We start from the raw sequence: 19,090 nt of genomic DNA on the forward strand, positions 1-19,090 counted from the left end.
AATCCCCCACCTTCCACTATGATTCTTCGCTCTCAAACCAATTCAACGCCCGCTGTTCCAATTCCTTTACAAATGGATTTTTTGCTTTGCTGTAAAAAGCTGTATCATCGTGCTGTAGAGCCAACTTTTCTTTCAAACTTGCATACCGTTCAACTTCTTCGGAATGAGTTCTCAAATATTCTCGCAGTATTAAGTGTCTGTCTATGTGCGGATTGCCCTGCTCATAAACATGAATATGATGGGTTCTATTCTCCCCTCCCTTTCGAAATAATCGCCTACCTTCAATTCCCCATTCACCCGCAACATCATATCCTAACAAATGCATTTGCTCATTAAACGCATCGATTTTCTTAATGTCTTTTACGATACACATCATATCTACAACAGGCTTTGCCTTCATGCCTGGAACAGAAGTACTCCCAAAATGTTCAAACTTGATGATTTCCTCTCCGAATAGATCTTTCAAAAATCGAGCTTCATCGTTGAACATTTGAATCCAATTTTTATCGTACTCAGACAGCCGCACTTTCAAATAAACCCCTCCTTATCAAAATACTAACATTTAGACTATATAAAGCCGATGCATGTTTCTTCCTATTAGAGCTTATCCGGCAAAACCCTCGTTCGTTTCCTTTGCATATCCAAAAAACGACATTTCGCCGTTTTCGTTTTCCACAATGCTGTAAGGATGAATTTGGTCAAAATATCTTCGAACAAATTTCCCCTCACCCACATGGTAGATCTCAATATGCAGATTGCCGGAAAATCTTGTAAAATATAATTTTCCATCTATGAATTGTACTTCAATTTTATCTTTCAAGTATGTTCCGCAATACTTTCTAAGCTGACTTTCATTCAATGGAACCTCTCGACGTTTAGCCGGGACAGCTACGTCAACATGATGGAGAATATCCGAAATTGCATTTCCTAATCGATACTGATTAATCGCTTCATTATTAGAGAGAATGATAATGCAAAGATCTTCATCGAAAAAATTTTGCATATATGTACTAATTCCAAGATGGTCCCCTCCATGGGAAAACTTATCTGTTCCATAAATATGCTGATGCTCGAGTCCATAGCAATAATTATTTTGATTTACATTAAAAAACCTCGTATACGCTTTATAGGACAATAGTTTTCGATCCCGCAAACAGATATACCATTTGTACAAATCCTTGCAGTTTGAAATGATAGCGCCTGCCCCGATGCTAAATTTCTCATTAAAATATGGACTTTTAATTGTTCCATCAAAATCTTTCACGTAATTACATGATCTGTTTTGAATCGGTTTACAACCATCATCCACTTCGCTGTTCATCATCTGTAAAGGAAGAAAAATATGGTTTCGGAGGAAAGCCTCGTATGTTTCTCCTGAAACATTTTCAATGATCCATGCGAGCAAATTATAGTTCGAGTTATTGTAATCAAATTCCGTTCCAGCTATCTTTGTCGGCTTTTTATTAATATACTTTTTGAATAAAGCATTTCGAGAATACTCCATTCGGTTATAGCAAGCAAAAAAATCATCTTCAAATCGGCTGGTAGGTATACGTTTGCAGGTTGATCGATATCTATCATTTTCTTATCACAGAGGAGCATTATTGCAAAGGCGGTAAACTGTTTTGACAGAGATGCTATGGAAAAGCGGGAGTTTAGATCATTTTTTATTCCAAACTCGATACTTGCGTAACCATATGCTTTTTCAAAAAGCACCTCCCCTTTCTGAATTACTTGGATAACTCCGTAAAAATCCCATAGCTTTAGATATTCGTTTATATACGTTTGTAGTTTCGATTGTATTGCTTGCATTGGCCCACTCCACACATAATTTATATTTCATTCAGAATGTACCGACAATGATGTATACTATAGTAAACTAAAAAGAAAAGGTGGTCTACATCTACCTTTACTTCCAATCCAACCATAGGATTAAAAAACTTGGAAGGATGAATTTAATATTGAAACCGTTACGATTTGAAATAATTATATGAGTAGTAAAAAGGGAGGATATCATTGTCACAAGGACTTATACATCAAATTGAAATATATGTTTCTGATTTGAAGAGTTCAGTTGACTTTTGGTGTTGGCTATTAGAAGAATTAGGATATGAGCCGTTTCAAGAGTGGGAAAGTGGACAAAGTTGGAAAATGGGAGAAACATATATTGTATTTGTTCAAGCAGACGAAAAATTTATGGACATACCTTATCATAGATGTCGGGTAGGTCTAAATCATTTGGCATTTCACGCAAGTTCCCGTCAACAGGTTGACGAAATGACAGGAAAGTTAAAAGAAAAGGGTGTGAAAATCCTCTATACTGACAAACATCCCTTTGCAGGAGGGGATGGGCATTACGCTGTTTATTTTGAAGACCCAGATAGAATTAAAGTAGAATTGGTAGCATTTTGACCTCTACAATTGGAGGTCTTTTATTATGCACTTCTTAACATCTCAAATGTCCCGCCATTCGCACAATATAGCATCTGTTCATCGTTGACGGCTTCTTAATACAAGATATCTCGATACCTTTAATAAGGCATTAGCGTTATTTTCAAGCATTAAAATTCCACATAAAATGGTTGTTTACTATGATCGAGACAGTACTCTATTCTTTGTCTGAAATTGCCGATAGTTACCATTTCCAATGCTATCTCAATTGGAAAGAATCCTACTTCTAAACTCTCTGCCGAAGTTGTTAATTTGCCCCCAATCGGCTTTGCTAAAAATAGCGTATTACAAATTGATTGATTCACGTTTTGAAATATCCCGCAGAAGTTAAGAACTTCAATTTCAATACCTGACTCCTCTTTCGTTTCCCTAATTGCTGCCTCTTTCAAAGACTAGCCTTCCTCAACGATTCCACCCGGCATTTCCCAACCTCTCATCGGCCCTTTAATTAATAGAATTTCATTTTGATCATTGAGTACAATTGTCGCAGCCGATACAAAATGTTTAGGTGGTGTGTAAACATGCGTTGTATTTTGTTCCAAAACATCGCCCCCTCTATTAGTTGCTTAACAATTATGCGAACTGCGTAGTAAAAAAATTGTTGGAATCTATATGCCTCAATCTTTGCCTATCCCTTTATCGGTAAAAATTTTGCAATGTTAGGTAGCTGAATGTCTTGTTGAATGGCGCCATATTTCGGTAAACACGATTCTATCCTAATTACCTACCGTTTTTGATTAAACTAAATAGTCAATCGGTTGAACTTCATCACATAATTCACTTTTTATAGGTTTCATTGCTTTTTTTTTAGGCATCGTATAACAAAAGGGACTAACAGCCTTGTTAATCCCTTTTGAAGTCATGTTTTATTATATGATGCTCTCAATTTCTTTCAAAAGTTCAAAGGCACCGTCGGATTTATTTGAACAAACTACGATTGTCGCTTTCTCAACAGGGTAGTATACCGCCCGGAAATTCGCGCCTGGATCGTATCCCATTTGGATATACTTAACTACCTTTTGATCGTCGTTTAATAACATATAGCCACTGTAGCCATAATAAATATTTTGTTCTTCATTTACTATTTCACGCGGTTCCAACAACATTTTGGTCATCTCTTCGGACAGCAGTCGGTGATCCATTAATGCCTGCCAAAAATTCACGATGTCCTTAGCAGTAACGTACGCCCCGCCATCAGGGCCCCCCTTTGCTGGCAGTGAGTACACATTTGTTTTCCATGTACCATCTGGTTCTTCAATATAACCAAGAGCCGTTTGTTCCGGCAAACGGTCCATTTCAAAGTATCCAGACCTCTCCATGCCTGCTTTACGAAAGATTCGTTTCTCGACAAATTCAGTGAAACTACATTCCGCTACATTCTCTACAATGAGACCTAACAATATATAGCCAGAATTATTGTATTGGAACGAACTGCCAATAGCTGCTTGCATTTTTTCGTTTTGAAATAAAGGCAAGAAATCCTTTGGAGACCTAATATTGTACATTGGGTACGATTTCCACAATGACTCAAAATCATCTATTACTTCTTCGTTAAAATAGTCTGGGACTCCGGACGTATGTGTTAGTAAATGATGGATCGTAATGTCCTCATGAAAGTATGGGAACTGTACATCAACACAGTCCTTTAATTTCGAGTCAAACGATAGTTTCCCTTCTTCAACTAATATGCAAATAGCAATTGCTGTGAAGATTTTGCATCCCGAAGCGATCGAAAATCTCGTATCCAACTCATTTAAAATCTTTTCTGAACGGTTTGAGAAACCGCAGCTACCCTTTAACAGTTCATCGCCTTTTTTAGCATAAAAAGCGCCAGAAAAGAAAAGTTCTTTCTGTTTTTCTTCTAAAAGATTTTCCTTATGTTCTTTCATCATTTTAACTCCTCCTGAATTCCGTCTATTCTTCGTTTTTAAAGGAATTCAGCTATCTTTTTCATACCATGTAGCGGATCATTTACTGTTCCTCCCTATCTACAAGATAATAGTTAAATTTTATAGGTTTATTTATTCAAATGCAATTCAAATCGTAATTTTCAGTAAAGATTGTTAGAAAAATATAGCTCTTTATCAAAATAAAAGGGAGTACACGACTAAAGTTGCTATTAATATAAGAACAATTACTACTGTTCCCTTCCAACCTAAACCACCTACTAAATCGGACAGATTGCTACCGTGAATACTGCTTAAAGGGCTCCTTAATTCTCTTTGTCTCAGTTTCTCTCTCCTTTGTTCCGGCGTTTCGTTGTCTCTACTCAATTTGCTCCCTCTTATTAGTATGTCCGAGTATAAATATCTAAATATTATGTCAATTCATTATAGCATTTTACGGTATATTAGTAAAAAGCATTCAATAAGATACTGTTTTATAAGAACGCAGTTAGTTAGTTCAATGTTTATGCAGTAAGCTCTATTTTGTTATTTGAAAAACTGTATAAACATCTATACAGTTTTTTAATCATCTGCTATGAAATTATCTACTATCTTCTTAGTAAGTGGCATGAACGTATTAAGTAGTAGCCCTCCTAAACAAACGGATAATAATGTTCCAATGCCAATCGGGCCATTGAATAGTACAGCTAATGCTAAAAATACGACGTATATGAGCGTTCTTGAAAAAAACAGTGTTTTCTTAGTTAATTTTTGGATGATTAATGTTAACCGGTCAATTGGAATGGGTGCAAAATTCGTTTGCAAATAGGTTGCAGTTCCTATCCCAATAATGATTAGGCCGGTTCCGAAACAAGCAGCCTTGCTGTACCAAAGTTCAGGTGCAGACCAATTATTCAATAAAAATAGATAGGCATCTATACCAATCCCCGTAATAAATGCAGTTGCCAATCCTAAAATTTCTAATCTCTGCTTTTGTAAAATGGAATTACAGCAGATCAATAGTAATGCGATGATTATTTCCCAACTACCTACAGTTAAGCCAATATTGATGGACAATCCTACTAAAAGTGCATCAAAAGGCGACGTTCCAATGTCTGAATGTATTGTAAGAGAAACACCAAGGGATAATAGTATAATGCCCAATACATAGAATGCTAACTTTACTTTATTTCGCTTCTTCATCATTACTTAATAGATCCTTCGACATTAAAACGTGCGGGATTCCGTCTTCCATAAATATTTCTGAAGCAGTTTCATAACCAAGTTTTTGATAAAACCCTTCTGCCTGTGTTTGTCCGTGTAATATAACCCGAAGCATTCCCTTTTCTTTCGCTATTTCTTCCAATGCAGTGATCATTACTTTCCCGATGCCAAATTTACGATAAGGTTTTAAGATACAAATCCTCTCTAATTTGCCATAGCCTTCGAGAATTTTTATCCTTCCCGTCCCTACCGGCTCGTCATTAAAATAGGCCAATAAGTGATCACAGCGGTTTGATAGTACGTCAAATTCATCAAACTCATCTTCAAGAGGTACACCTTGCTCTTTAACAAACACTTCTTTTCTAATATGAAATGCTTTTTGCAAATCATGATCTGTTATTATTTTTTCCACTTTCATATATCTTCGTCCTTTCTTCATTCCAAATAATGTTGTAAATACAACTAAAATAAGCTACATTAAATGTATAACGGTTTTATTGCAATTGCAACAATAAATTAAGGAGGTTGCTATGAAGGAAATACTTCGTGAAATTGGGATGATTGCAAGAGCGCTAGATTCTATAAGCAATATAGAATTTAAGGATTATGATCTTACAAAAGGTCAGTATTTGTATCTTGTACGCATATGTGAAAACCCAGGAATCATTCAGGAAAAGGTAGCTGAAATGATAAAAGTGGACCGGACGACAGCTGCACGAGCTATCAAAAAACTTGAAATGAAAGGTTTTATTGAAAAGAAGGATGATGAGCATAATAAAAAAATAAAAAAGCTTTTCCCGACAGAAAAAGGAAAAAACGTATTTCCTATTATTAAAAGGGAAAATGATCATTCAAATAACGTTGCGTTATCCGGCTTTTCCGAGGAAGAAATGGAGACGATCTTTCATCTGTTGCAAAGAGTTAGAAAGAATGTAGAAGTTGATTGGGAGTTTGTGAAGAAAGGTAACAAAAGAGAGTATTAGAGGGGGCAAACCAATGACAATCAACATAACGAGATGCAAATTAGAAGATTTGCAAGCACTTCAAACAATTAGTATTGAAACCTTCAATGAAACATTCAAAGATCAAAATTCAGCTGAAAATATGAAGGCTTATTTGGAAAAAGCGTTTACCCTACAGAAGCTTTCAGAAGAATTATCCAACACCTTTTCAAAGTTCTTTTTCCTCTATTTCAATGATAAGCTCGCGGGATATTTAAAAGTGAATACAGATGACGCTCAATCTGAGAAAATGGGTGCTGAAGCACTTGAAGTGGAAAGAATTTACGTGAGGAAAGAATTTCATAGGCTTGGGCTTGGCACGGTATTAATAAACAAGGCAGTTGAAATCGCAAAAGCAAAGCGAAAAAATCAGATTTGGCTCGGTGTTTGGGAAAAGAATGAGAAAGCCATTCGTTTTTATAGGAAAATTGGGTTCGTCCAGACTGGTTCTCATTCTTTTTATATGGGCGATGAGGAGCAAATTGATTTAATTATGGTTAAAACATTGTCATAAAAGGAGGATTTCTATGTATATCCCGAACTATTTCCGAGTGACAGATGTAGAGGAAATTATTGATTTTATTCAAAAGAACTCTTTTGGTACGCTTGTGACGACAAAAAAGGGGAAGCCAATCGCCACTCATCTACCTTTGGCGTTTACGAAAAAAGACAAAGACTATTACATTACCGGCCATATGGCATACGGAAATCCGCAATGGAGAACGTTTGAAACTTGTGGAGATGCACTCGTTATGTTTCAAGGGGCAAATGCTTATATCTCCTCCTCGTGGTACTCACATGAAAATGTTCCGACGTGGAATTATGAAGCGGTCCATATATACGGGGAGGCAACCATCTTAGAGAAAGATGAATTAATAGAGGACTTAACGAAACTATTGGAAAAATACGAGAAGCATCGTGAAAATCCGATATTATGGGATACGCTTTCCCCTGAGCTGTTGGAAAAGGAACTTCAAGGAATTATTGGTTTCAAAATTAAAATTAGAGATATTCAAGCTGCCTATAAATTAAGCCAGAACCGAAATGAAACGGATACCCGCAATATTATTAATGGATTGCGAAATGAAGGCAATCCAAGTTCGAAGCAAATAGCAGAATCAATGGTCAAGAGATTAAAAGATTAAAAGATGAGACGTTCATTTTTTTACTTATCCGTCCTTTTCTTTCTAACTATACGGATGATAAAAATCAACAGAATAGCGAAAAAAACAACAAACCGAAAGTACTAGCTACATCACCATAATTGACGGTTGAACCTGAACTAACAAGAGGTTGTGCAGTTTCTATGTATGTAAAATTAAGCATGTAATCTCTCCAATAGCATATTTCTTCCGGCGCTTGTTTTTTCTACATGAATTCATATCTTCCGCATTTCAAGCGCCTGCTTTTCTTATTTAAGGTTTTAATTCAACCTTATTCCAATAATGATTTGCTAAAAACTCGTTTAAAATGACTCTATGGCTTTTTACGATAGTTTCCGGCAGCTCGTCGGGGTAAAAGAATTCGAAGTTAAGCGATTCTGTTTTATCGATTATTAGCTCCCCTCGAAACCCTTCTGTAAAATAAGCAACCGTTACGACATAAAATTCATCGCCATTTTCTGCTTTAATGTAATGTTCCGGACCTGAATAGACATTAATTAATTTCAATTCATCAACCTGCAATCCCGTCTCCTCAAGAATCTCCCGCCTTGCTACGTCTTCAGTAGACTCCCCTAACTCCATGAGTCCGCCAGTGATTCCCCAAGCACCATGCGGAAACTTTCGTTGCTGCAATAACAGCCGACCTTTTTCATCGACAATAATTGTAACTGCTCCTACAAATATTAACGGCCTATGACCGACAACTGCTCTTAAATCCTCTATGTAACCCATATTCCCTCCCTATTTTTGCTTATTTCATTCTGAACATTCTAACACGGTTTAAAGTTATCAACAAGTTATGAAAGGAAAGGTTCGTTTCACATCTACCTAATTAGTTGGAGACAAATAGATGAATTCCCCTTATGCTAAAAACAAATGTCGGGAGGAAAAGCTGTGGAAGCATTACTTCATGGAATCGTGCTCGCTTTTGGGTTGATTTTACCTTTAGGCGTGCAAAATGTTTTTATTTTTAATCAAGGGGCGACGCATAAAAAATTCTCTTATGCTTTGCCCGCTGTCATAACGGCGGGGATTTGCGACACAATTCTCATTTCGTTAGCGGTTGGAGGAGTATCACTCATCATTTTAACTTTTGAGTGGCTACAGACTTTGCTATTTGTAGTAGGTTTTCTATTTTTATTTTATATGGGATGGCTTATATGGAGAGACGCAACTGAAGCAAAGATTCATCAGAAATCCAACCCCTTCTCACCAAAAAGACAGATTGCATTTGCCGCCTCCGTCTCCTTGTTAAATCCTCATGCCATTTTGGACACGATCGGCGTCATTGGCACGAACTCATTAGTCTATACAGGTCATGAGAGAGGGATTTTTACATTTTCTTGCATCGGGGTTTCTTGGATATGGTTCTTTGCTCTCGCCATTGCGGGAAAGAAATTAGGACAAATCGATACGGATGGATCACTTTTGAGGAGATTCAATCAAATCTCTGCGCTCATTATTTGGGGCATCGCTCTATATATGGGAATGCAGCTATTATCGTAGCTTGTTCTATGCAAAATTCCCTTTATTCTTAAAACAATGGTGCAATCCCCTTCCCCATTTGAGACAATGAAAATAATAGTAAGGAATGGAAAGGGAGATTGTGTTGAAAGAGCGTTTTTTCTGGACGATGCTCTGCTTAATTGCCATCAGTTGGGCAATCAATTTGAACTATGCAAAGTCCAAACAATTGGAGGAACCTATTTTTCTTGATCATTATATTGAAACAGCAATTGGAGACCAGATTACTTTGTATTATGTAACGAATAAGGATGACCGTTCATCTGTCAATTACATTCGAGCCGGTGATGTAGAAGGCTTTCCTCAAAGTGACTTTTTCATCATAGGTGACAAACCTGCCCCTGTTGATACATTCAGACACCATGAGTTGAGAAGCATAACGTTTGAATTGCGAAATTTTGAAGAGGGATTTGAAACAAAGTCATTTAATGAAATTGCCGTATTTTATTCGGATGGTAGATCGTCGACCGCTTCTATCGGAGAATTGGTTATTCATCCTGAAGGAAGGTTTGAGAAAGATGACCAATTGACTTTGGAGCAGGTTTCCGGTGGGGGAAACAGCATGGGAAGGGTACAATATGCATTTAAAGCTACCGAACCATTGAAAATCCAAGAAATCACATCTCCTTTTAGTGAACAAATTATGGATCAGTTTATTTTTTCAATTAAAGGTTACAGCAATCAATTGGAGAAGCCTTTTGATGAACTTGAATTTCCTTTTGAGGTTGGTAAAGACAAGCGGATTCGCATTGAAATGATTCCTGAAAGCCCCAATTACAACTTTCTTTACTCTTTTTATGTTCGTCTTGCAGGGACAACGGACGAGGGAAAGCCATTTATATCTTATAACCATTATAATGAGCCATCTTTTTATTTGAATTTGTCGCAGGAAGATGTAAACCGAATCATTGCACAAAAGGCTGGGGGGGTTTCCGTTGAATAAAGCATTACGCCAAATCTTTTGGGGATACTTGTTCATATTTTTCCAGTTGCATGTATTTATTGACCTATTCATGGATCCGATTGGCTACTACCTTATTTTCGCGGGCTGTTCTAAAATTGTTGACGGTTATCCCATGGCCAAAAAAGCAAATACCGTCGGATTGATCGGCATGTTTGTGACAGTTCCGTCCGTATTTGTCAATCTGATGGATCCTGCGATTTCTGATGGTTGGAATGTTTATGCGATTCTCCTATCAATTTTGAAACTGATTGTCGTTTTTTATTTATTCATCTTGCTGACCGATATTGCAAAGGTATTTGGAGATCAGGCATTGCAAAAACGTACAGATAGAGCTTTCAAATTCTATTTTGCAATCCATCTCATGGGCTTTGCTCTTCAGTCATTTTCAGCGAATATGTTCGGAGACGGATGGACTCTTTTAATAATTGTAGTAAATAGTAGTGCCTTGATTATGGAATTTGTATTTTTATTTTTAATTGGCAATATAAGAAAAGTGAGCCCGTCTAACCAATTGCGCATCAACACATTTGTATGAAGGATTTGATTCGGATTGTAACAATGCATGGGAGCGGCGACCGGGTGTTAGTCCTGTAGCTTACTACTGTATAGCCTTCGATAGTGTAGTTTCTAAATGAGATAAACTTCATTCTATTAATCATCGCCCCAAGCATATTTTAACTACAAATGGAGGGATTTATTTGTTCAAAAACGAAGCAAATCAAGTGCGCGCGGGATGGTTGATTTTGTTAGCCTTTGTCTCAATGTTCATTGCCCAACAAATCTTCGCGGTGCCAGGGAGCGTTGTGCTGACATTGATTGATTTTCCTTTTCAAGACGGCAACTACATGATAGACCTAAATGCTGCTTTTGATAGGCACCCTTGGGTTTTTCTAATGACACAAGGCGGTGGGACAGTCGGAGGAATGCTTGCGACCGTGTTATTATGGCGATTCGTCAATAAAGGAACATTAAAAGAGTTAGGATTTCGGGGTTCGCTTAAAGATTTCGGCTTCGGCCTCTTCCTTGGTGCGCTATCAATTTTCATCATTTTCCTTATGTTATTGGCAACAGGGAATATCGCTCTACTAAATCCTTTAAGCAAACCTGAGTTTTCCATTTACACTTTAACGTTTCTTCTTTTATTCATCCTCGTTGGCTTTTTTGAAGAAATGTTCTTCAGGGGTTATGTCATGTCAACAATGGAAAGCCGCAGAAATCCAAAATGGGTAATTTACGTAGTATCTGCGCTTGTTTTCAGCTTAATGCACGGTGCAAATCCGAACGTCTCTGTCTTAGGATTAGTGAATATCGCATTGGTCGGGATTTTGTTCGCTTATATGTTTGATGTGACGAAAAGCTTATGGCTGCCGATCGGCTACCATATAACGTGGAACTACTTTCAAGGGAATGTTTTCGGGTTCGCAGTGAGCGGCATTTCTCCGCATGGAATTTACAATGTTTCAATTGAAAGCGGGAATGATGTATTGACGGGCGGTGCATTCGGGCTGGAAGGTGGCCTATTCGCCACTATGCTTATTGTTGTGAGCTTTTTTGCTACGAAGCTATATGTGAATGTGAAGGCGAAATAGGTTTTATTGGGCATTAGCGGGATTTATTCGCAACTTGAAGCGAATTATTCGTGTTTTAGAGGAATTTATGCGTTGTTGGAGCTATTTATGAGGTACTTGCTTGGAATTATGCCTTTTGAATTTGCTTTATGCGTTGTTGGGTAGTGATTATGCGCTTGTTTTTCATTTTATGAGTTATACTTTTTAGTAGCTACGCCAACATTGTTTTGTAACAATGCTACGTTGTGATGTGAGCGAGCTATATTGCGTTGCGGCCCGTTTACGTTGTAATACGAGGCAATTACGCTGTGTTGCACCGCTTTACTTTTAAGGAAATGTATACACAGTAGTACAGGCTGCCTACGCAACGGCAGCCTTTTCTTTTCTTCCGCTAAATGTCAGCACGACAATTCCGCCTAACAGCAAGAGGACTCCGGTCCATGAAACGAGATCCAGCCGTTCCCCGACGATGATGACGCTTAAGATTGATGCTGTCAGCGGCTCGGCAAGTGAAAGCGTGACTGCTGATGATGAAGGGATGTGCCGCAACCCGCTTGAAAACAAAATGTATGCTACGCTTGTCGCTGCGATGCCTAAGTAGATCATCGTGGAGATGCCAGGAACTGTGAGCAAACCTTCCGTTTCGAATAGAAATAAAAACGGCAAGAGCATTATGGCGCTCACCGAGAAAATAACCGCGACGGAAGGGATGGCGTCCGCTTTTTTTAATACTTCCTTATTGAATAACGTGTAAAAGGCAAATAAAAGTCCTGCACAAAGTGACAAAGTGACGCCTGCTGGATTGACAATCATTCCTTCTTTATTCGAAAATAATAATACACATCCAATGATGGCGAGAGATGTTGCGATGAGCCATATTTTGGTAGGACGCCGTTTGAGCATAAGCCATTCAATAAATCCGGAAAACATTGGCGCGCTGCCTATTGCTACAACCGTTCCGATTGCGATGCCCGTCAAACGGATAGAAGTAAAAAAGCAATATTGGAAAATCGCCATCGCTAAAGCAGACAGAATTGTCGCTTTCCATGGCCAATTTCGAAAGTCGATTTTCCGGAGAATGAGCATAATGATAAGCAAAGTGAAGCCGCCGACCGCAAGCCGTGATGCACCAACAGCTAACGGATGAACTGTTTGCGGCATGAATGTTTGCGCGGTTCCCGTTGTCCCCCATAGCATTGCTCCTAACAGGACAAACAAATATGCAATACGCTGTGACAAAGAAATCCCCTCCCCTTATTACAATGAATATAGCATGTTTTTAGAAGAAAGGTATGGGAGATTCCAATGATTATTGTGGATAACTAAAAATTTCTTTTTTATTGAGTGTCCGTTCATGATTGGTGCATAACTCCTTAACTTTAATGCATTTCCTATCAACATGAATGCATTCCTCCACAATATTGGTGCATATCTCATCACAATCGGTGCATAACTCCTTCAAGTAATTCTATCCAAGAATTACATAGCTGTGAATAAAATTAAAAGGCGAAGAAACATAACTTCGTTTCCTCGCATCACTACTCATTGTTCTTCTACAATCTTTTTTAGCTTTTGCAATAAACCTTTCCAGCCTTCTGCCATGCGGGGCTTTACAATATCATGCGATTCTCCGAACTCTGTCTGGCCGCCTTCTTTCCACCCGCCGTGGATGAATGTCAATTCGGTTTCATTGCCAGCTTCCTTCAAATCAAATGTAACATACCAATCCTTGCCCCAATCAAAAGAAAGGCGTGTTGGCTGTACAACTTCTGTTACTTTGCATGGTGAGTTGCCCCAAGGTCCGGCTTGAAGGATAAATTCTTTTCCTTCTACTGGCTTCATATCATTCGGCATGAACCAAGCGCCAATCCCTTCTGCAGTTGAAACATATTCCCATAATTTCTCGATTGGTACACTGATCCTAATTTGTTCTCTTATTTCGTTATTCATTCTAAAATTCCTCCTACCTTCCATGCATACGTTTACGTTATTGCACTACTTCTTCAATGTCAATCCATTCATCCATTCGGAAAAATTCCGTTGTAGTTGCCATCAATGAAACAACCCGGATTCCCTCGACTTTTTCAACATCTGATGCGTCTTTCGGTTCACAATTTTTTTTAGGAATAAGCCGATAATAAGGAATCCGGCAGCTGTTGTAATTAGAAAAATCATATCCTTTGTTACCCTATGCCATACGATGCCTCCCACCGCTTCTCTCATGAGGTCGACGGCGTAAGTAAACGGCAAGGCAGGGTTGATCCACTGGAAGAATTCAGGCAAGAGAACGACAGGATATGTGCCTCCAGACCCTGCAATTTGTAGGACGAGCATAATAATCGCCAATGCTTTTCCGACGTCGCCAAACAGCGATACTAACGTATAAACGATTAGCATGAATGCTACGCTAATCAACAATCCAAACAGTACGAAATAGACTGGATTTTTTGCGTCAATTCCTAAGATGAATAAATCCCCTAACGTAACAATAATCGTTTGCAGTAGCCCAATCGTCAAAAAGGTCAACAGCCTTCCACCGTAAATCTGGCGGACCGTTAAATCTTCATCTCTCTCCACATCAGTAGCCAATAAGGAGATCAACAGCAGACAGCCTACCCAAATGGACAGAACAGTATAGAAAGGTGTCATGCCGGTGCCGTAGTTCTCGATTGGGAACAATTTGTTTTCATTCAACAAAATGGGCTCTTCAAAAAAACTGCGTTCTGCTTGTGGATCATTTCTCAGCAAATCGATGATTTCGTTTATATCTGTTTCTCCTTGCACTTTCCTAATCCGGTCGGCAAGCGTTCGGATTTTATCGGCTAAGAAAGGATATTCGTTTAATGCTTTAACAGCCAATCCTTTTCCTTCCTCGATATCTTTTGATGTGCTTTTCAGGACGCGCTCCACTTCCGGCATCGTCGACTGGATTGTCGTTAGCATTGACTTCGCGCTTTGCAATGTCTTCTTTGCATTCGCCGTTTCCGTTAGAACTGTCGGCTCGATTGTATTTTCATACTCTGCAATAAATGCATCCAAACGGACGGACGTATTTTTCGTTAAGTCTTGTAAGTCAGTCAATGTTTGACGCAGCTCGTCCTGCTTGCCTTCTACTAATCCATTCAATGAGCGGGCATTGTTTTGCGCCTCGTGCAATAAAGCCTGCAGCCCTGCTGTCCTATCAATGGCTTCTTGCAAACGTTGTTGGCGGCCAGCAGCTGCATCCGTCGGTTCTTCACCTTTTTCATTGGATACCTCCTTCAGCCACTGTAAATCAGCTTCCACCTTTTCGACAGCCTGAATTGCCTCAGTCATTTTAGAATCCATCTGTCCCTTAACCCGGTCTATCTCTGTGAAATCCAAGTGGAGATTTGCTGCTTTTTGCAAAAAGGCATTCGTTTCCTTTGCGATGGATGATGCTTTTTCTAAGTCCGATTTCACTTTAGGCGCCATCTCGTTCAATCTGTTTTCTGCTTTTGTAAGAAAATCATACGTCTTATTAATTGTCGCCAAGCCTTCACTAATTGTTTTATTTGCGGAAGGCGCCATGTTTTCTGCTTTTGTAATCAACTTCTGAGCTGAATTGGCATCCGCTGTCGCACTTTTTAATAGCCTATGTATTTCCGGCAGCTGCGTTTCAAGGTCAAACACATAGTTCTCGAATTTCTCAATATCCGGCATATCTTGTGCCAATTCGATGCCAAGTCTATTGAACAAATCAAATATGACACCATTGACAGTAGCGATAAATTGGCTACTCACCCTCTCGACAATGACACTTGCCCCTTTTTGCGTAATTTTAGGCGCTATGGAGTTAATTTTTTCATTTACATAGTACTCAATTTTAGCTTTTTGTGGATGATCTGAGACGACAGACCCTAACTTTTCAGAGAAATCATGCGGAATGATCATCACTGCAAAGTAATTTCCATTTTCAATTTCTTCCATAGCCTTTTGCCGGGAAGTAAAGATCCACTTCATATCGTGATTGTCCTGCAACGTATCAACTAACTGCTTCCCTGCTTCGATGTCTTCACCGCGGACATTCGCTCCTACATCTTCATTTACAACGGCAACCGGTAACTGCCCCGTTCTTCCGTATGGATCCCAAGAAGCATAAATATTAAGCCACGCGTACAAAGAGGGTAAAAAAATAAGCCCGCCGATCAAAATTGCGGCAACGTAGTTTTTACTTATATTTTTCAGATCCGTCGTGAAAACAGACCAGCTTTTTCGCATAGTAATACCCTCCTCTCACTCTCTTTTGCGATAGTATACCCGTATTACGGAAGACAGAATCAGTATTGGTAAAAGAACGTATTTATTTTGTATGGCATGGATGATATACTATAGGGCAGGCTTTTGCCACGTGGTTCGTAACCATCCCACGATAAAAAACTAAGGAGAAATGAAATATGAAAGTTAAAACAATGGCAACGAGTGGTATTATTGCTGCTTTATATGTTGCTGTTACCCTATTGATAGCACCTTTTGGATTTACGAATGTCCAATTCAGGCTGTCGGAGATGTTTAATCATCTCGTCGTCTTCAATAAGAAATATATTTTTGGAATTGTTTTGGGTGTGTTTGTCTCGAACTTGCTCTTTTCCGAATTAGGGCCGATTGATCTTGTATTTGGCGTTGGACAATCCGTATTGGCACTTAGCATTACAATCCTCTCCGCAAAATTTATTGAAGGGGTTTACAAGCGAATGCTATTCAATACAGTCGTATTCACGTTCACGATGGTTCTTATCGCATTGGAGCTGAACATCGCTTTAGGCTTCCCATTTTGGATTACATGGCTGTTTGTTGCTGTCGGGGAATTCGTTGTCATGGCTGTCGGCATTCCTGTAATGGCCGCTTTAAATAAAAGGCTTAATTTCGAAAAGCTAATTTAAATAAAAAAACAGAGAACAGCTATCCATGCCGTTCTCTGTTTTGTTGTTTAATCTAATAATCGATTGTTTTGGTCTACATCTTTCACAGACACTTCTGGCCTTAATTGTGAAGTCACCAAAAGGACGCCGTTTCCATGGCAAACGCTGCAAGCATATTGCCAGCCTTCATCATCTGATAGCATTCCTGTTCCTTCGCATGCTCTGCATGTATTTTCACGATCAATCATAAGAATTCCTCCTTACTGTATTTGTGCATGCCTTTCTTTTGCCCAGTTAATCATGCCACCCTTTAACATCACTTCGACTTGCCTTTTGGATAAAGTATGCTTAACCGCTATCTTTTTATTGCTTCCTTCAACCGAGATCAAAAACTCGGATGACTTTTTAATGGACTCTCGAACATTTGTCAGCAATAAAACATCTCCTTGTTTCAATTCGTCATAATCCTCGGCATTGACGAACGTCAGTGGAAGAATGCCGAAATTTACTAAGTTCTGCCAATGAATGCGTGCAAAATCTTTCGTTAGGGCTACGCGCAGCCCTAAATAACGGGGAGCCAATGCTGCATGTTCGCGGCTTGAACCTTGCCCATAGTTGCTGCCTCCAATGATGGCATGACCGCCATTCCCCGTGCTCGCCATCGCTCTCGAGTAATAGGTGCGATCAATTATTTCAAAAGTGAATTTGCTTATTTCGGGAAGATTGCTTCGGAAAGGAAGCACCCGTGCGCCACCGGCCAAAATTTCATCTGTAGAAATATTATCGCCCATCTTTAACAACACGGGCAGCCTCATTTCATCTACTAATTCATCCATTTCAGGAATGAGCGCTATGTTTGGCCCTTTATGCAATTCCACTTTTTGAGCCTCCTCTAACGGCAAAGGTTCCAGCAGCAGTTTATTGTCGATGGTTGGATTTTTTGGTTCCTCTACTTTCGGATAGGGCATATCTAATGTTCTCGGATCCGTAATGACTCCTGTGAGAACAGATGCAGCAGCTGTTTCCGGACTACATAAGTAAACGCTGTCTTCCAAGGTTCCCGAACGTCCCGGAAAATTCCTTGGTGTCGTACGTAGACTGTTTCGCCCGGTAGCCGGTGCTTGCCTCATTCCGATGCAGCCGTTGCAGCCCGCCTGATGCAATCTTGCCCCCGCTTGAAGAAGGCTCGCCACATGACTCTCTTTCACTAAGTCCGTAAGCAACTGCCTGGAAGTCGGGTTGATGTCGAATGAAACCCCTTCCTTCGCTTTCTTTCCATCTACGATTTTAGCTACAATCGCAAAATCCCGGAAACCAGGATTGGCCGATGACCCGACATATGATTGATAGATCGGCGTTCCTGCCACTTCGGAAACAGGTACGACATTACCCGGACTGGAAGGCTTTGCGATGAGCGGCTCTAATTCCGATAAATTGATTTCCTCATATAGATCATAGGTAGCGCCTTCGTCTGCCACTAACTCAACCCAATCATCTGCACGTCCTTGCTGTTCCAAAAATCTTCGAATTTCACCGTCAGATGGGAAAACGCTTGTCGTTGCACCCAATTCTGCCCCCATATTCGCAATAACGTGGCGGTCCATCGCGCTTAACTGATCAAGGCCGGGTCCGTAATACTCAATTATTTTTCCAACGCCTCCTTTGACATCGTGACGGCGAAGCATCTCCAAAACGACATCTTTCGCACTGACCCATGCAGGTAATTCACCTGTCAATTTGACGCCCCAAACTTTTGGCATTTTAATATAGATCGGCTCTCCCGCAATCGCTAGTGCAACATCCAACCCACCTGCACCCATCGCAAGCATGCCCATGCAGCCATTTGCGCAAGTGTGAGAATCTGACCCTAATAATGTTTTTCCGGGCTTTGCGAGCCGTTGCATATGAACAGGATGGCTCACTCCATTACCTGGCTGACTGTAATATAAACCGAAACGGCGTGTTGCACTTAATAAGAAGAGATGATCATCCGCGTTTTTATTATCGACTTGAATGACATTATGATCGACATATTGAGCAGACGCTTCAGTTTTAGCCCGCTTGACCCCCATTGCCTCTAATTCCAACATCACCATCGTTCCAGTTGCATCTTGTGTTAATGTTTGATCGATTTTCAACCCAATTTCTTTCCCAGGTTTCATATCTCCGGACAGTAAATGTGATTGAATCAATTTCTGAGTTAAGTTTAATGGCAATCGTTTTTCCTCCCCATATCCGATGCTTTCATTGCATAATTTATTATTGCCTAATCGGTAAGCTTCTATAATAGGCAACAAGAAAAGAGAAAAACCTGTCTCTTCCCTAAGGCACTGCCTGTCGTTTTTGAGACAATAATAAAACACCTTCTAAGCAGCCTTTAGTCGGTATTCAACCGGCGATTGGCTGTTTAGTTTCGCTTGAATTCGGAT

The 19,090-nt window shown here is 39.5% G+C and carries 22 protein-coding genes, 1 pseudogene and 1 riboswitch; of the genes and pseudogenes, 9 read left to right on the forward strand and 14 right to left on the reverse strand.

Going from position 1 to position 19,090, the window contains the following annotated elements:
• Positions 1 to 16 precede the first annotated feature (16 nt).
• From ACFQ38_RS05740 to ACFQ38_RS05750, 3 genes are all read right to left on the reverse strand, one after another.
• Positions 17 to 532, reverse strand: coding sequence for a GrpB family protein (locus ACFQ38_RS05740; protein WP_336825026.1), 516 nt, complete (start codon positions 530 to 532; stop codon positions 17 to 19).
• Between the two features lie 72 nt (positions 533 to 604).
• A complete protein-coding gene (locus ACFQ38_RS05745) occupies positions 605 to 1,504 on the reverse strand; it encodes a serine hydrolase domain-containing protein (protein WP_381480019.1) in 900 nt (299 codons plus the stop codon).
• Positions 1,444 to 1,812: a serine hydrolase domain-containing protein gene (locus tag ACFQ38_RS05750; protein WP_381480020.1), complete on the reverse strand. Its 369-nt coding sequence runs from the start codon at positions 1,810 to 1,812 to the stop codon at positions 1,444 to 1,446. The genes ACFQ38_RS05745 and ACFQ38_RS05750 overlap by 61 nt, the downstream gene beginning before the upstream one ends.
• A gap of 204 nt (positions 1,813 to 2,016) precedes the next feature.
• Between ACFQ38_RS05750 and ACFQ38_RS05755 the strand changes: the two genes are divergently transcribed.
• Positions 2,017 to 2,412 carry a VOC family protein gene (locus ACFQ38_RS05755; RefSeq protein WP_381480021.1) on the forward strand — a complete coding sequence of 132 codons (396 nt, stop codon included), beginning with the start codon at positions 2,017 to 2,019 and terminating at the stop codon, positions 2,410 to 2,412.
• Positions 2,413 to 2,561: 149 nt separating this feature from the next.
• Here the strand turns inward: ACFQ38_RS05755 and ACFQ38_RS05760 are convergent.
• From ACFQ38_RS05760 to ACFQ38_RS05780, 5 genes and pseudogenes are all read right to left on the reverse strand, one after another.
• Positions 2,562 to 2,993, reverse strand: a pseudogene (locus tag ACFQ38_RS05760) (NUDIX hydrolase).
• A gap of 327 nt (positions 2,994 to 3,320) precedes the next feature.
• Positions 3,321 to 4,340, reverse strand: coding sequence for a serine hydrolase domain-containing protein (locus ACFQ38_RS05765; protein ID WP_381480032.1), 1,020 nt, complete (start codon positions 4,338 to 4,340; stop codon positions 3,321 to 3,323).
• A 195-nt stretch (positions 4,341 to 4,535) separates the two neighbouring features.
• Positions 4,536 to 4,724 carry a DUF6366 family protein gene (locus ACFQ38_RS05770; RefSeq protein WP_381480022.1) on the reverse strand — a complete coding sequence of 63 codons (189 nt, stop codon included), beginning with the start codon at positions 4,722 to 4,724 and terminating at the stop codon, positions 4,536 to 4,538.
• Between the two features lie 195 nt (positions 4,725 to 4,919).
• Positions 4,920 to 5,540, reverse strand: coding sequence for a YczE/YyaS/YitT family protein (locus ACFQ38_RS05775; RefSeq protein ID WP_381480033.1), 621 nt, complete (start codon positions 5,538 to 5,540; stop codon positions 4,920 to 4,922).
• Positions 5,524 to 5,979 (reverse strand): GNAT family N-acetyltransferase, encoded by a 456-nt coding sequence (locus ACFQ38_RS05780; protein WP_381480024.1) that lies wholly within the window; start codon positions 5,977 to 5,979, stop codon positions 5,524 to 5,526. Before ACFQ38_RS05780 ends, ACFQ38_RS05775 begins: the two co-directional genes overlap by 17 nt.
• A gap of 112 nt (positions 5,980 to 6,091) precedes the next feature.
• On the opposite strand from ACFQ38_RS05780, the gene ACFQ38_RS05785 reads away from it, so the two are divergent.
• The 3 genes from ACFQ38_RS05785 to ACFQ38_RS05795 are packed head-to-tail and all read left to right on the forward strand — an operon-like array spanning position 6,092 to position 7,707.
• A complete protein-coding gene (locus ACFQ38_RS05785; protein ID WP_336825109.1) occupies positions 6,092 to 6,544 on the forward strand; it encodes a MarR family winged helix-turn-helix transcriptional regulator in 453 nt (150 codons plus the stop codon).
• Positions 6,545 to 6,557: 13 nt separating this feature from the next.
• Positions 6,558 to 7,076, forward strand: coding sequence for a GNAT family N-acetyltransferase (locus ACFQ38_RS05790; protein ID WP_336825110.1), 519 nt, complete (start codon positions 6,558 to 6,560; stop codon positions 7,074 to 7,076).
• Between the two features lie 13 nt (positions 7,077 to 7,089).
• Entirely contained in the window at positions 7,090 to 7,707 is a 618-nt protein-coding gene (locus tag ACFQ38_RS05795) for an FMN-binding negative transcriptional regulator (RefSeq protein WP_381480025.1), read from the forward strand.
• Between the two features lie 270 nt (positions 7,708 to 7,977).
• On the opposite strand, the gene ACFQ38_RS05800 is transcribed toward ACFQ38_RS05795, so the two are convergent.
• Positions 7,978 to 8,457 carry an NUDIX hydrolase gene (locus ACFQ38_RS05800; protein ID WP_336825112.1) on the reverse strand — a complete coding sequence of 160 codons (480 nt, stop codon included), beginning with the start codon at positions 8,455 to 8,457 and terminating at the stop codon, positions 7,978 to 7,980.
• Between the two features lie 162 nt (positions 8,458 to 8,619).
• On the opposite strand from ACFQ38_RS05800, the gene ACFQ38_RS05805 reads away from it, so the two are divergent.
• From ACFQ38_RS05805 to ACFQ38_RS05820, 4 genes are all read left to right on the forward strand, one after another.
• Positions 8,620 to 9,231 carry a LysE/ArgO family amino acid transporter gene (locus ACFQ38_RS05805; RefSeq protein ID WP_336825113.1) on the forward strand — a complete coding sequence of 204 codons (612 nt, stop codon included), beginning with the start codon at positions 8,620 to 8,622 and terminating at the stop codon, positions 9,229 to 9,231.
• 103 nt (positions 9,232 to 9,334) lie between these two features.
• Entirely contained in the window at positions 9,335 to 10,192 is an 858-nt protein-coding gene (locus tag ACFQ38_RS05810) for a hypothetical protein (protein ID WP_381480026.1), read from the forward strand.
• Positions 10,185 to 10,748 (forward strand): hypothetical protein, encoded by a 564-nt coding sequence (locus tag ACFQ38_RS05815; RefSeq protein ID WP_336825115.1) that lies wholly within the window; start codon positions 10,185 to 10,187, stop codon positions 10,746 to 10,748. The genes ACFQ38_RS05810 and ACFQ38_RS05815 overlap by 8 nt, the downstream gene beginning before the upstream one ends.
• Before the next feature lie 163 nt (positions 10,749 to 10,911).
• A complete protein-coding gene (locus tag ACFQ38_RS05820; RefSeq protein WP_381480027.1) occupies positions 10,912 to 11,802 on the forward strand; it encodes a CPBP family intramembrane glutamic endopeptidase in 891 nt (296 codons plus the stop codon).
• A gap of 339 nt (positions 11,803 to 12,141) precedes the next feature.
• Here ACFQ38_RS05820 and ACFQ38_RS05825 read toward each other — a convergent pair whose 3' ends face one another.
• From ACFQ38_RS05825 to ACFQ38_RS05835, 3 genes are all read right to left on the reverse strand, one after another.
• Positions 12,142 to 13,020 carry a DMT family transporter gene (locus tag ACFQ38_RS05825; protein ID WP_336825117.1) on the reverse strand — a complete coding sequence of 293 codons (879 nt, stop codon included), beginning with the start codon at positions 13,018 to 13,020 and terminating at the stop codon, positions 12,142 to 12,144.
• A gap of 303 nt (positions 13,021 to 13,323) precedes the next feature.
• The gene (locus ACFQ38_RS05830; protein WP_336825118.1) at positions 13,324 to 13,731 is read right to left on the reverse strand and encodes an SRPBCC family protein; all 408 of its coding nucleotides are present in this window, start codon (positions 13,729 to 13,731) and stop codon (positions 13,324 to 13,326) included.
• A 102-nt stretch (positions 13,732 to 13,833) separates the two neighbouring features.
• Positions 13,834 to 16,020 (reverse strand): YhgE/Pip family protein, encoded by a 2,187-nt coding sequence (locus tag ACFQ38_RS05835; RefSeq protein ID WP_381480028.1) that lies wholly within the window; start codon positions 16,018 to 16,020, stop codon positions 13,834 to 13,836.
• A gap of 124 nt (positions 16,021 to 16,144) precedes the next feature.
• A riboswitch (PreQ1 riboswitch) is annotated at positions 16,145 to 16,189 on the forward strand.
• 7 nt (positions 16,190 to 16,196) lie between these two features.
• Between ACFQ38_RS05835 and ACFQ38_RS05840 the strand changes: the two genes are divergently transcribed.
• Entirely contained in the window at positions 16,197 to 16,682 is a 486-nt protein-coding gene (locus ACFQ38_RS05840) for a QueT transporter family protein (protein WP_336825120.1), read from the forward strand.
• Between the two features lie 47 nt (positions 16,683 to 16,729).
• Here ACFQ38_RS05840 and ACFQ38_RS05845 read toward each other — a convergent pair whose 3' ends face one another.
• A complete protein-coding gene (locus ACFQ38_RS05845) occupies positions 16,730 to 16,909 on the reverse strand; it encodes a hypothetical protein (RefSeq protein ID WP_336825121.1) in 180 nt (59 codons plus the stop codon).
• A 12-nt stretch (positions 16,910 to 16,921) separates the two neighbouring features.
• Complete coding sequence (locus ACFQ38_RS05850; RefSeq protein ID WP_381480029.1) at positions 16,922 to 18,877, reverse strand: aconitate hydratase; 1,956 nt, start codon at positions 18,875 to 18,877, stop codon at positions 16,922 to 16,924.
• Positions 18,878 to 19,090: the final 213 nt, after the last annotated feature.

The sequence above is a fragment of the Sporosarcina contaminans genome, from assembly GCF_042679045.1.
GTDB classification, from domain to species: domain Bacteria; phylum Bacillota; class Bacilli; order Bacillales_A; family Planococcaceae; genus Sporosarcina; species Sporosarcina contaminans.

Excerpts from the sequence above, each read along its gene's own strand:
- ACFQ38_RS05800 (WP_336825112.1), bottom strand. The coding sequence starts at position 8,457 with ATGGGTTACATAGAGGATTTAAGAGCAGTTGTCGGTCATAGGCCGTTA.
- ACFQ38_RS05835 (WP_381480028.1), bottom strand. The coding sequence starts at position 16,020 with ATGCGAAAAAGCTGGTCTGTTTTCACGACGGATCTGAAAAATATAAGT.
- ACFQ38_RS05795 (WP_381480025.1), top strand. The coding sequence starts at position 7,090 with ATGTATATCCCGAACTATTTCCGAGTGACAGATGTAGAGGAAATTATT.
- ACFQ38_RS05790 (WP_336825110.1), top strand. The coding sequence starts at position 6,558 with ATGACAATCAACATAACGAGATGCAAATTAGAAGATTTGCAAGCACTT.
- ACFQ38_RS05780 (WP_381480024.1), bottom strand. The coding sequence starts at position 5,979 with ATGAAAGTGGAAAAAATAATAACAGATCATGATTTGCAAAAAGCATTT.
- ACFQ38_RS05785 (WP_336825109.1), top strand. The coding sequence starts at position 6,092 with ATGAAGGAAATACTTCGTGAAATTGGGATGATTGCAAGAGCGCTAGAT.
- ACFQ38_RS05840 (WP_336825120.1), top strand. The coding sequence starts at position 16,197 with ATGAAAGTTAAAACAATGGCAACGAGTGGTATTATTGCTGCTTTATAT.
- ACFQ38_RS05830 (WP_336825118.1), bottom strand. The coding sequence starts at position 13,731 with ATGAATAACGAAATAAGAGAACAAATTAGGATCAGTGTACCAATCGAG.
- ACFQ38_RS05775 (WP_381480033.1), bottom strand. The coding sequence starts at position 5,540 with ATGAAGAAGCGAAATAAAGTAAAGTTAGCATTCTATGTATTGGGCATT.
- ACFQ38_RS05750 (WP_381480020.1), bottom strand. The coding sequence starts at position 1,812 with ATGCAAGCAATACAATCGAAACTACAAACGTATATAAACGAATATCTA.
- ACFQ38_RS05845 (WP_336825121.1), bottom strand. The coding sequence starts at position 16,909 with ATGATTGATCGTGAAAATACATGCAGAGCATGCGAAGGAACAGGAATG.
- ACFQ38_RS05765 (WP_381480032.1), bottom strand. The coding sequence starts at position 4,340 with ATGAAAGAACATAAGGAAAATCTTTTAGAAGAAAAACAGAAAGAACTT.
- ACFQ38_RS05745 (WP_381480019.1), bottom strand. The coding sequence starts at position 1,504 with ATGGAGTATTCTCGAAATGCTTTATTCAAAAAGTATATTAATAAAAAG.